The sequence below is a fragment of the Oricola indica genome (assembly GCF_019966595.1).
GTDB classification, from domain to species: Bacteria; Pseudomonadota; Alphaproteobacteria; order Rhizobiales; family Rhizobiaceae; genus Oricola; species Oricola indica.
In genome coordinates this window covers 343,567-355,293 of sequence record NZ_JAINFJ010000001.1, presented here as the reverse complement: position 1 = coordinate 355,293, position 11,727 = coordinate 343,567, and the positions used below count along the sequence as shown (strand labels likewise).

The following is an 11,727-nucleotide window of genomic DNA, read 5'->3' as shown; positions in this document are numbered from 1 at the left end:
GCATGGCGGATGGCACGGTTACGGTTCTGGTCGGAACCACGAAGGGTGCATTTCTTGTTTCGGGCGGCGCGGATCGCTCCGGTTGGTCGGTCACGGGGCCGCATTGCGGCGGTTGGCCGATCAACCATGTCATCGGCGACCCGGAGACCGGCACGCTATGGGCCGGGGGCGGTGGGGATTGGCACGGCGCGGGTGTCTGGCGCTCCGAGGATGGCGGCGAGACCTGGGAGCTGACAAAGCTCACCAAGGGCACCATGGACGAGTGGGCCGCCAACGATCCGGAATTCGCGGCGATGATCGGTTGGACCGACACGCCGCCACCCTTCGAGGACAAGTTCTCGCAGATCTGGTCGCTGCATTACGCGCATGGCACGCTCTATGCGGGCACGAAGCCGGCTCGCCTGCTTGCCTCCAAGGATGGCGGCAGAACCTGGGACCATCTGGAAGGGCTGGCCAATCACCCCACGGCCGACTCCTGGAGCCCCGGCGCGGCCGGGCTGGTGCTGCACACAATCGTCTCCGATCCGTCCGATCCGGCCAAGATGTGGATCGGCATCTCGGCGGCCGGCGTCTTCGCTACCGAGGATGGCGGCACGTCGTGGGAGCGCCGCAATCGGCTGTCCAATGCCGAGTCATGCGCCCATCACGATCATCCCGCCGCGCCGCGCGACGGCGATATCGGGCACTGCGTTCATAACATGATGCGCGCGCCAGGCGACGGCGACCTGCTCTATCAGCAGAACCATCATGGCGTCTGGCGGTCCACCGATGGCGGGCGAAGCTGGGACGACATCACGGCGGGCTTGCCGTCGACCTTCGGCTTCCCGATCCGCGTCCATCCGCGCGATCCCGAAACCATCTTCACGCTGCCGCTCAATGGCGACATGGAGGGCCGCTTCCCGCCGGATGCGGCGGCGGCGGTCTGGCGTTCGCGCGACGGCGGCCAGACATGGCAGGACATGCGCAAGGGCCTGCCGCAGGAAGCCTGCTATTTCACGGTTCTGCGCCAGGCGATGGGCGGCGACCGCCGCGATCCCGCCGGTGTCTATTTCGGCACCAATTCGGGATCGGTCTTCGCCACCGCCGACGAAGGCGAGACATGGCAGGAAATCGCCCGCCACATGCCGACTATTCTTGCCGTCGAGGTGCTGGACCGGGGCTGACGGCTGAACGTCTACCGTGCCTATTCCGGCGGATACCAGTATTGCGCCTGCGCCGCGCCGCGTTCGATGACAACGAAATTGTTGGCGAAGACCCGGAACGGTGCGCTCCATTCGCCGTCGGGCCATTGCACGCGGATCTGCGCGCGCTCTGCAACGCCGGTGCCGACATGGATGAAGCCTGCCGAGCCGGAGGCGTGGCCGCCGCCGACATGCACCTTGCGGGTGCGGGTTTCGTTGCCCGACTTGACCGTGACCGTCGCGCCGATGGCGTCACGGTTGATGCCGTCCTGACGCAATTCGATCTGCAGCCAGTTGCCGGTCTGCCGCGCGCTGCCGTCTGCGGTGCGCGCGCCGGCATTGCGGAACAGGCTCATCGGCGCCTCGCGATTGACTACGGCGAGGTCCAGCATGCCGTCCAGGTTGAAATCGGCCACAGCTGCGCCGCGTCCGCGCCGGGGCAGGGCGATGCCCGCCTTGTCGCCGGCTTCCGAGAACCCGCCGCCGGCATTGCCGAGCAGAAGATTGTCCGGATCGAAGGCCGCGAAGTCCGGCATCTGCTGCACATTGCCCTTGGCGATGAACAGGTCGAGCCGCCCGTCATTGTTGAAATCGTCGAATTCGGCATGCCAGCCGGTCGAGGGTTTCAGATCGTCGCCCGTATAGGGCCGGTGCGCGGTCGCACCCTCGTCAAAGGCGATGTCGCGGTAAACCGGGCGGTCCGCCTCGGCCTCGTCATCCAGGGTCTGCAGCTTGGTGTCGCCCATCGAAGTCAGCGCGTATTCTGGATAGCCGTCGGCGTTCAGATCCGCTTCGGCGATGCCCATGCCCCATATCTGCACGCGCCGCCAGCCGTCAGCACGCCGATAGGGGCGCGGCGGGCGGTCCGGCGAAACGCGCCAGAGCTGTTCCTGGCCTTCGCGGTAATATTGCCGGTCATTGGTGACGCGCAGCGCCGGTTCGCCGGAGCGGTTCCAGTCGGTGAAGATCATCGAGAGGGCGCAGTAGCCCGGCGTCAGTACGTTCGGCTCCGAATAGTCCGGCCGTTCGCCGCCCGCGCCTTGCGGGCGCAGCAGCACGTTGTCGTGGCAGGTGCCCCAGGGAGAGCCCGGCGCGGAGCGATCAACATAATTGCCGAAAGCGAGCGTCGGGAAGGGCAGATGCGGCTCGAAGGTCGCGGCAAACGCCGTCGACCATGCGCGTCCGCCGTCGAAGGCGAATGCGCGGTTGGCTTCCGTGAAACTGCAGTCGGGGCCGCCCTTCAAAATGATGTTCTCGCCAACGCGCAGCATGACGAGATCGCGATGGCCGTCATTGTCGATGTCGAGCGTATAGAGGCCGGTCACCTTGTCGCGCGTGTCGTCGGGCAGGGCGTCCTTCTTTTCCTCGAAGGCGAGCTCGCCGCGGATCGCGCTGCGATTGACATAGAGGCTGGCTTTCGAGGTGCCGCCCGCCACGGCAAGGTCGGGAAGGCGGTCGCCATTGCAGTCGAAGGCCGCCGCGCCACCGCCGACGAAATACTCCCACGGCCCGGTATAGCTGTGGTCGATGCCGGCGGCCGCCGCCTCCTCGACCATGACCGGAATGTCCATGGAAAGGGTGGGAGGCGCGTCCTGTGCGGCCAGCGGCGTCGCGAACAGGGCAGCCAGAAGGGTGGACAGGAGAAGCGTGCGGGTCATTGCGGGATCTCCAGTGTCTTGAGGAAGGCGACGAGTGCGCTGCGTTCCGTATCGGCGAGGTCAAGATAGGCGTCGCGGGCGGGCCGCGCCGCGCCACCATGCGCGCGGATCACGCCGTCCAGCGTCGTGAAGTCGCCGCGATGGCCATAGGGCGCGGTCGAGCCGATGCCCCACAATTCGGCGGTCTGGAACTGGTTGCGCTCGACGAAGCGCTGCGCCAGCAATTCATTGCCGAGCGCGGCGACCTGCCGGTCGGTCATGACGTGGCGCTTCAGGTCGCCGAATAGCGGCACGAGATAGTTGCCGTCGGCGTCGCGCTCCAGCGTCTCGGCCCATTCGGTCAGCGCGAGGTCGTAGACAGCGCCCTCGATCTCGCCGTCGCGCAGCGTGCCTGCCGCGTCGAGCGGTCCGGGATCGGCGAATTCGAGGCTCGACAGGGGCAGGGCGCGGATATGGCAACTGTTGCAGCCGATGGCGTCGAAGGTTGCTGACCCCGCATCGGCGGCGTTCCGCCACGCCTCGTTCTGCGGTGTCACGCGGATCGGCGGCGGCAGGGTCGCCTGCCAGGCAACCAGCGCCGAGATGTCTCCGTCGGTCAGTTCGCCGGCATGGCCGTCCTCGTCGAAATCGTCCTCGCCGGTCCAGCGCGCGCCGAACCGCTCCTCGGCCTGCATGCCGTGGTGCTGGTTCATTGCATTGACGGCGAACTGGCGCAGGGATGTCATCACGCCCTTCTGCGAGAAGGGGCGGATCACGAGGTCGGTATCGACACCGTCGATCCCGGATATGTCCAGGATGCCGTCCGGTTCTGCTGTGATCTTGCCGAATGAGACGCCCTTGCTGACAAGCGCGGCCGTCACTGGCTCACCGGCTTCGAGGGCTTTCTTCAGTGCGTCGCGCCGGATCGCCTGAAGGTCGTCAGACATCTCGCGCGCCACCAGCTCAACGAGCCCGGCGCCCATAAGGTGATTGGTGTTGCGCTCGTTGGAGAACTGCGGATCGACCGTGTCGAAATCGGCGTTGGTAAAGCCCTCATTGACGAAGACGTTGACCGTGAAGTCGCCCGCACCGCCGATGACGGGTTGGCTGTGGCAACTCGAACACGCATTCGCGTCCATGCCGGCGATGCGCTGGAACGCGGCATCGGGCGCTCTCTTGCGCTTGGTCGGGATGATCGCCTGGGTCGCCATCTTGCGTCCCGCGCCGTCGAGTTCGGTGAACTTTGCGGTGAACAGTTTCTCGCCCTTGTCGATCAGGTCGAGAAGCGTTTCGCGGTCGAGCGTTCCTTTCAGTGCCGACTGGTCCACATGTTCGGTGATGGCGCGCTCGGCCCAAGGCACGTCGTCGGCCATGGCGGGCGCGGCTACGCCGCAGGCGAGCGCCGCGAGGATCGCAGCGAGCCGGCGTCTGGCCTCAAGCCCGGGCAAAGTCATTGACCTTGGCGGCCTGGCGCGCATCGATATCCGACAGCGCGTCGATGCAGCAGCCCTCGCGAACCAGCGGCATCTCGTCGGGAAATAGGTCGATGGGGACATCCCTGGCAGCTCTTGCATTGGAGTTCTCCAGTGTTTGACGCAGTGCGGGTTCCATAAGGCTGAAGGCTGCGGCGCCGTGTCCGACGAAGGCGATGCGGAACGGATCGACCAGGGCGTAAATGCCGGCAAGGCCCGATCCCAGCGCGCGCCCTGCTGCAGCCAGTGCGTCCAGCGCGCGCTCGTTGCCGGCGCGGCCGGCTTCGGCGATTGCGGCGATTTCCCTAGCGGAGACACGGCTCGCGGGGGCGCTGTCCGCCGGGTCGCCCCGATATCGGCGCAGGATCGCATAATCGCCGGCATTCGCCTCGATGCAACCGCGCGACCCGCAACGGCACAGCGCTCCGTCCGGGCGGTGGAGCATATGGCCGAATTCCGTACCCGACGATTTGGTACCGTTGATGATCTGGCCGCGCAGGAAAAGGCCCATGCCGACGCCGTGCGCCAGCAGGATCGCGGCGAAATTGTCCGAATAGCGTTCCGGATCGCGCCAGTTGAGCGCGCGGGCGATCAGGTCGCAGTCATTGGCAAGGCGAACGGGCGCGCCAAAGGCCTCTTCCAGCCAAGGGCCGATCGGCACGTCGGTCAAGGGCGTCATGGGCGAGCGGAGCATGTGGACGCCGGCAGTGTCGGTCGTGCCCTGGATGGCGACGGAAATACGCGCGAGCTGGGCTTCGTCGAGGCCGGATGTGTCCCAGGTCTGGCGAACCTCGGCGATCAGCGTGCGGCGGAATTCCTCCGCCCGGATATTGGCCATGTCGATATGGAAGTCCTGGTGGGCGACGACAGCGCCGGCGTAGTCGATGATCGAGACGTTGAGCGCGCCGATCTTCAGGATGATCAACACGGCATGGCGAAATTCCGGGTTGATCGACAGGTGCACGCTCGGACGGCCGCGCCCGCTGCTGGCGGCCGACCCGTTGCCTTGCGCGACGAGGACGCCCTCGGCGATCAGATCGTTGGAGATCGTTGATACGGTGGCCGGGCTCAGGGCGGCGGTCTGGGCTATCGCACTGCGGCTGATCGCACCCTTGCGACGCACGATTTCCATGATCAGATTACGGTTGCGCCTGCGCATGTCGTCGGAACGGAGAACCGTGGTCATCGTACCGGCTTCCTCCTCCCATGCCCGGTTGCAATGCAAAAAATTATTGCATTGCAATAAGTTATTCCACTTTGGTTCATGTTGACACGCAAGCTGTTTTGAGTCACGATTTTTTTTGAGGCTTGAATTAAAGGGCTTCGCAAACGGGGCGCGGATCTGTGATCCGACCCTTGTACCTGCATTTCGATGCACCGGGAGGTAATTATGAAGAAGTTTACGAGCGCGCTCCTAGCGGGCGCAGTGATGTCGGTTGCCATGGCGGGTTCCGCCTGGGCCGAAGGCAAGACAATCGGCGTGTCATGGTCGAATTTCCAGGAAGAACGCTGGAAGACCGACGAAGCCGCAATGAAGGGCGCCATCGAAGCGAATGGCGACACCTATATTTCCGCAGACGCCCAGTCGTCCTCGGCCAAGCAACTTTCCGACGTGGAGAGCTTGATGGCGCAGGGTGTCGATGCGTTGATCGTGTTGGCGCAGGATACCCAGGCTATCATTCCGGCCGTTCAGGCCGCTGCGGACGAGGGCGTTCCGGTCATCGCCTATGACCGCCTGATCGAAGACGATCGTGCATTCTACCTGACCTTCGACAACGTCGAGGTGGGCCGCATGCAGGCGCGTGCTGTCTTCGCGGCGCAGCCGACCGGCAATTACGTCATGATCAAGGGGTCGCCGACCGATCCGAACGCGGACTTCCTTCGCGGCGGACAGCAGGAAATCCTTCAGGACGCGATCGACGCCGGTGACATCACCATCGTCGGTGAGGCCTACACCGACGGCTGGCTTCCGGCCAACGCCCAGCGCAACATGGAGCAGATCCTGACCGCGCAGGACAACAATGTCGATGCGGTGGTTGCCTCCAACGACGGCACCGCCGGCGGCGTTGTCGCTGCGCTGACCGCGCAGGGCATGGAAGGCATCCCGGTATCGGGACAGGACGGCGACCATGCGGCTCTCAACCGTGTCGCCAAGGGCACCCAGACGGTCAGCGTCTGGAAAGACGCCCGTGAACTCGGCAAGGCTGCCGGCGAGATTGCCGCACAGCTGGCCGATGGCACGGCGATGGCCGATATCGACGGTGCGGCTGAATGGACCTCGCCTTCCGGCACGACCATGACCGCGAAGTTCCTGGCTCCGGTACCGGTGACCGCCGACAACCTCGACGTTGTCGTCGATGCCGGCTGGATTTCCAAGGAAGACCTCTGCCAGGGCGTCGAGAACGGTCCGTCCCCCTGTAACTGACCTATTCCGTCTGTTACATGTAAACAGTGCTAGACTGACGTCCCCATCCGGTTTGCGGATGGGGACGTCTCGACACATGCAGCTGGAATAGGCCATGACCGACACGTCCCCCGCAGCGAGTGCGCAGGCCAAACCGCGCAACTTCTTCGCCGCTCTCGAACTCGATACGCGCCTGCTCGGCATGATTGGCGCATTCGTTGTAATCTGCCTGATCTTCAATCTCTTGACGGGCGGTCTCTTCGACGGCCGGTTCCTGACGCCGCGCAACGTATTCAACCTGACGATCCAGACCGCCTCCGTCGCCATCATGGCGACCGGCATGGTCTTCATCATCGTGACGCGCCACATCGACCTGTCGGTGGGTTCGCTGCTGGCGACCTGTTCCGCCATGATGGCCATGACCCAGACGGTCGTGACGCCCGAATGGCTCGGCCTCGGCCTCAATCATCCCGCGACCGCGCCGATCGCGATTCTCGTCGGTGTTCTGACCGGAACGCTGATTGGGGCGTTTCACGGTTATATCGTCGGCTATCTCGGCGTTCCGGCCTTTATCGTGACGCTGGGCGGTCTGCTGGTCTGGCGGAACGTCGCCTGGTACCTGACGACGGGCCAGACGATCGGTCCGCTGGACGAGAACTTCACGCTTTTCGGTGGTATCGACGGAACGCTCGGCCCGACATGGAGCTGGATCTTCGGCATCGTTGCCGTCGTTTTCTCCATCTATGCGATGTGGCGGGGGCGCGCGAACAAGATCGCGCATGAATTCCCGGTCAAGCCGCTCTGGGCCGAGGTCCTGCTCGCAGCGCTCGTTTCGGTCGCCATCCTCGGTTTCGTAGCGATTCTGAACGCCTATCAGGTGCCCACGCCGCGTCTCGAGCGCATCTTCGAGGCGCGCGGCGAAACCATGCCGGAGGGCTATACCTCCGGATACGGATTGCCGATCTCCGTGCTTCTGCTCATCGCCGTGGCGGTCATGATGACGGTCGTGGCGCAGCGGACCAGGCTCGGGCGATACATTTTTGCGACTGGCGGCAATCCCGATGCCGCGGAACTGTCTGGCATCAACACCCGGCTTCTGACGGTCAAGGTCTTCGCCATCATGGGCGCTCTGTGCGCGCTGGCGGGTGTCGTCGCCTCGGCGCGCCTGTCCTTCCATTCCAACGACATCGGTACGCTGGACGAACTGCGCGTCATCGCGGCGGCCGTCATTGGCGGTACTGCGCTGTCGGGCGGGCTGGGAACAATTCACGGCGCCATACTGGGCGCCCTGATCATGCAGTCGCTCCAATCCGGCATGGCCATGGTTGGTGTCGATGCTCCGTTCCAGAACATCGTCGTCGGCGCGGTCCTTGTCGTGGCGGTGCTGATCGACATCATTTATCGCAGGCGTACGGGGGCGAAAATATGAGCAGCAACGGTACGCCCCTCGTCGAACTGCGCGACATGCAGAAAACCTTCGGCGGCATCAAGGCCGTCGATCACGTGACGATCGACGTCAATCCAGGCGAAGTCGTCGGCGTCCTCGGTCACAACGGCGCAGGCAAATCGGTCCTCATGAAGATGCTTTCCGGCGCGATCCAGCGCGATGGCGGCGAGATCTACATCAATGGGGAAAAGGCGGTTATCAATAACCCGCGCGACGCGCGCCGTTACAACATCGAGACCATCTACCAGACGCTTGCGCTGGCCGATAATCTCGACGCGGCCTCGAACCTTTTTCTCGGCCGTGAAATCGTCAGCGCGACCGGGATGCTCGACGACAATGCGATGGAGGCGGAAACGCGCACCATCATGCACCGCCTCAATCCCAATTTCCGCCGTTTTTCCACGCCGGTTTCGGGGTTGTCCGGCGGTCAGCGACAATCGGTCGCTATCGCGCGGGCGGTTTATTTCAACGCCAAGATCCTGATCATGGACGAGCCGACCGCGGCGCTCGGACCGCACGAGACCAAGATGGTTGCCGACCTGATCCAGGAGTTGAAGCGCGATGGTATCGGCATCTTCCTGATCGACCACGATATCCATCAGGTGAAGAATCTGTGCGATCGGGCAAACGTCATGAAAAACGGGCAGTTGGTCGGCACGGTGAAGGTGGATGAGGTGACCGAGGATGACATGCTCGGCATGATCATCGCCGGCAAGAACCCGCCCAACGCGGTACCCGGTCCGGGGGCTCTTTCCTAGCCTTCGGTCGGAGCCCCGCTGCCACCACTGCGACATCTTGCGGTCGCTGCGGCATTTTTTCCGAATAAGAAATATGCAAGAGTCGCCTTTGCTTGCATGGGCGGCTCTTGACCGTATCGTGTGCGCGCAACACAAGGTTGCCGATACTAAGGCATTCGCGGTGGAGAACCGGACGAGATGAACACAGCGCGTAAGGACATTCACAATTCGGATATCCCGGCGATCTGCCGGGCCTGCGAGGCGCGCCACAAGGGTATTTGCGGGGCGCTGACCCCTGAACAGCTGACCAAGCTGAACAAATACACCAAGCAATACAGCTACCAGAGCGGCAATGAGTTGCTGTCGGCCGGCGAGGATGTGCACCGCTACTCGAACATCCTGCGCGGCGTGGTTAAGCTCTCCAAGCTTCTCGCCGATGGACGCCAGCAGATCGTCGGCCTGCAATTCGCCCCGGATTTCATGGGCCGGCCCTTTCGTGACCAGAGCAACGTGATCGCCGATGCGGCCACCGATGTACGTGTCTGTTCGTTCCCCAGATCGGTCATGGAGGACATGATCCGCGAATCGCCGGATCTCGAGCACAAGTTGCATGAACAGGCGCTCGACGAACTCGACGAGGCGCGCGACTGGATGCTGACACTTGGCCGCAAGTCCGCGTCGGAAAAGGTCGCCAGCTTCCTGTTCCTGATCGCTTCGCATATCGACCCGGAAATCGACGTGCATGAAGGCTCGATCGAGTTCGAATTGCCGCTGAAACGCTCCGATATCGCCGATTTCCTCGGCCTGACGATCGAGACTGTCAGCCGCCAGATCACCAAGCTTCGCAAGGCGGGCGTGATTCAGGTGGAAAACAATCGCACCGTCGTGGTTCCGGATCTCGAGCGGCTGCGCTCGGCCTGCGAAATCGAATCCTGATACGGCTTTCCGACGGGGCAGGGCACCGCGCTAGACTGCCTTCGAATAGCGAACCGTTCCATTGTCCAGATAGGCGTCGAAGAAGCTCGCCACGATCCGGGTGAAGGCGCGGGCCTCGTCGCGAATCGCGAAGCGGTTGGACGAGGCGTCGCACAGGCCGAACCGGTCATTGGCCGCCACCAGCCGCGCCTCGGCGATATAAGGCCGGGCGGCGTATCCGAACTTCTCCTCCAGCGCATCGAACGAGAAGGCGAAATCGCACATCAGGCGTTCGATTATGTAGGCGCGAATCCGGTCGTCCAGGGTGAGCTTGACGCCGCGCATCGCCGAGAGCCTGCCGTCGAGGACGGTTTTCTCGTACTGGCTCGTCGGCACGATGTTCTGCACATAGGCATCGCCATATGAACTGATCGACGATGCGCCGAGGCCGATCAGCGTCCGGCAGGCATCGGTGGTGTAGCCCTGGAAATTGCGGAAGAGGCGGCCTTCGCGCGCCGCGATTCCCATCGTGTCGCCGGGCTTGGCGAAATGGTCGATGCCGATGCGGTCATAGCCGGCCGCGGCGATGCGGTCGGCGGCCAGGGCCGCATGGTGGAATCGCTCCATCGTGCCGGGCAGGTCTTCGTCCCTGATCAGCGTCTGATGCTTCTTCAGCCACGGCACGTGGGCGTAGCCGAACAGCGCGATGCGGTCCGGCGCAAGCGACAGGACCTGGTCGATCGTCGAGACGAGACGTTCCTCGGTCTGCAACGGCAAGCCGTACAGCGCGTCGATATTCAGCGAATGGATACCGGTGGCGCGCAGCGCGGTGATCACGTCGCGCGTCTGCTCGAAGGTCTGCGGCCGGTTGATCGCTTCCTGCACGGCTTCCGAGAAATCCTGCACGCCGACACTGGCACGCGTTACGCCAAGTGCGACAAGCCCCTCAAGCGTTTCTTCGGTTACGTCCGAAGGGTCGATCTCGACGCTGATTTCGGTGTCGTCATCGACTTCGAATTCCCTGCGCAAGGCGCTGGAAAGGCGGATAAAATCCGGCTGGCGCAGCATGCTCGGAGACCCCCCGCCGAGATGCACCTGCGCCAGCCGGAGACGACGGCCCGCGGTTGCCCGCACGGTCGCCATTTCCTTGATCAACGCGCCGAGATAGGCCTCGACCGGCGCGTATTTGAGTGTGTGTTTCGTGTGACAGCCGCAGAACCAGCACAGCCGGTCGCAGAACGGAACATGCAGGTAGAGCGAGATGGCCTCGTCATCGGGCAGCGATTCGATGCGCGAGCGCGCGATCGTCAGCCCATCCTGATCCGTGAAATGCGGTGCGGTGGGATAGCTCGTATAGCGCGGCACGCTGCCGCGCTGGCTTGCGAGGATCGTTTCAGCGTCCATCAGTGAGCAACCTTCCGCTTGCAAAGAAGCGGAACGATGTGTTCGCGCTCGAAGGCGATGTGGCGGCGCAGGCCCTCGAAAAAGCCCCGCAGCATGTAGGCGAGCGTTTCGGCGTTCGAGGATGCCTTGTCGGTGACGAATCGAATCAGCGCGTCGGCGACCTCGTCGGCGAAGCTCTCGTCCTCCCAGTGCTCGTAACGAAGCCGCTCGACCGTGGACTTCAGCGAGTCGTCGAGGTTTTCGATCGTCATCAGCATCGGGAACAGGGTTTTTTCCTCGTAGTCATGCGCGCTGCGAATCATCGGATGGATCTGCCGCGCCAATCTGAGGCACATCTGCGTGTCGGAAATTTCCGGCAGCTCGTCGGCGATTTCCTCGAGCTTGCGGCACAGCGCGATCTGTTCCTCGTGATGGGTAAGCATTGTGGAGCAGACCATTTTGATATTGGCCGCGACAGCTTTGGGCAGCACGATAATATTGTCTTCGGAGCTGGATTCTTCGAATTTCATCATCGCTTTTCTCGCGGGACG

10 protein-coding genes are annotated in these 11,727 nt (G+C 63.5%); 5 read left to right on the top strand and 5 right to left on the bottom strand.

The window, feature by feature from the left end:
- Window positions 1–2: 2 nt before the first annotated feature.
- Entirely contained in the window at window positions 3–1,163 is a 1,161-nt protein-coding gene (locus tag LC343_RS01680) for a WD40/YVTN/BNR-like repeat-containing protein (protein ID WP_223475352.1), read from the top strand.
- Window positions 1,164–1,183: 20 nt separating this feature from the next.
- Here the strand turns inward: LC343_RS01680 and LC343_RS01675 are convergent, their stop codons facing one another.
- Genes LC343_RS01675 through LC343_RS01665 form a run of 3 tightly spaced genes read right to left on the bottom strand, consistent with a single transcriptional unit; the run spans window position 1,184 to window position 5,476 of the window.
- Window positions 1,184–2,839 carry an FG-GAP repeat domain-containing protein gene (locus tag LC343_RS01675; RefSeq protein WP_223475351.1) on the bottom strand — a complete coding sequence of 552 codons (1,656 nt, stop codon included), beginning with the start codon at window positions 2,837–2,839 and terminating at the stop codon, window positions 1,184–1,186.
- Window positions 2,836–4,272: a di-heme oxidoredictase family protein gene (locus tag LC343_RS01670; protein ID WP_223475350.1), complete on the bottom strand. Its 1,437-nt coding sequence runs from the start codon at window positions 4,270–4,272 to the stop codon at window positions 2,836–2,838. Before LC343_RS01670 ends, LC343_RS01675 begins: the two co-directional genes overlap by 4 nt.
- Window positions 4,253–5,476, bottom strand: a complete 1,224-nt coding sequence (locus LC343_RS01665) for an ROK family transcriptional regulator (RefSeq protein WP_223475349.1) — start codon at window positions 5,474–5,476, stop codon at window positions 4,253–4,255. The genes LC343_RS01670 and LC343_RS01665 overlap by 20 nt, the downstream gene beginning before the upstream one ends.
- A gap of 204 nt (window positions 5,477–5,680) precedes the next feature.
- Between LC343_RS01665 and xylF the strand changes: the two genes are divergently transcribed.
- The 4 genes from xylF to LC343_RS01645 all read left to right on the top strand — a co-directional run bounded on the left by xylF (window position 5,681) and on the right by LC343_RS01645 (window position 9,814).
- A complete protein-coding gene (gene xylF / locus LC343_RS01660) occupies window positions 5,681–6,715 on the top strand; it encodes a D-xylose ABC transporter substrate-binding protein (protein ID WP_223475348.1) in 1,035 nt (344 codons plus the stop codon).
- Between the two features lie 94 nt (window positions 6,716–6,809).
- A complete protein-coding gene (locus tag LC343_RS01655; RefSeq protein ID WP_223475347.1) occupies window positions 6,810–8,123 on the top strand; it encodes a sugar ABC transporter permease in 1,314 nt (437 codons plus the stop codon).
- Window positions 8,120–8,899, top strand: coding sequence for an ATP-binding cassette domain-containing protein (locus tag LC343_RS01650; protein ID WP_223475346.1), 780 nt, complete (start codon window positions 8,120–8,122; stop codon window positions 8,897–8,899). The genes LC343_RS01655 and LC343_RS01650 overlap by 4 nt, the downstream gene beginning before the upstream one ends.
- A 177-nt stretch (window positions 8,900–9,076) precedes the next feature.
- Window positions 9,077–9,814 carry a Crp/Fnr family transcriptional regulator gene (locus tag LC343_RS01645; protein WP_223475345.1) on the top strand — a complete coding sequence of 246 codons (738 nt, stop codon included), beginning with the start codon at window positions 9,077–9,079 and terminating at the stop codon, window positions 9,812–9,814.
- A 30-nt stretch (window positions 9,815–9,844) separates the two neighbouring features.
- Here the strand turns inward: LC343_RS01645 and hemN are convergent, their stop codons facing one another.
- Both hemN and LC343_RS01635 read right to left on the bottom strand, forming a co-directional pair.
- Window positions 9,845–11,197, bottom strand: coding sequence for an oxygen-independent coproporphyrinogen III oxidase (hemN, locus tag LC343_RS01640; protein ID WP_223475344.1), 1,353 nt, complete (start codon window positions 11,195–11,197; stop codon window positions 9,845–9,847).
- On the bottom strand, window positions 11,197–11,709 hold the full coding sequence (locus LC343_RS01635) for a hemerythrin domain-containing protein (RefSeq protein WP_223475343.1): 513 nt from the start codon (window positions 11,707–11,709) through the stop codon (window positions 11,197–11,199). The genes hemN and LC343_RS01635 overlap by 1 nt, the downstream gene beginning before the upstream one ends.
- Window positions 11,710–11,727 lie beyond the last annotated feature (18 nt).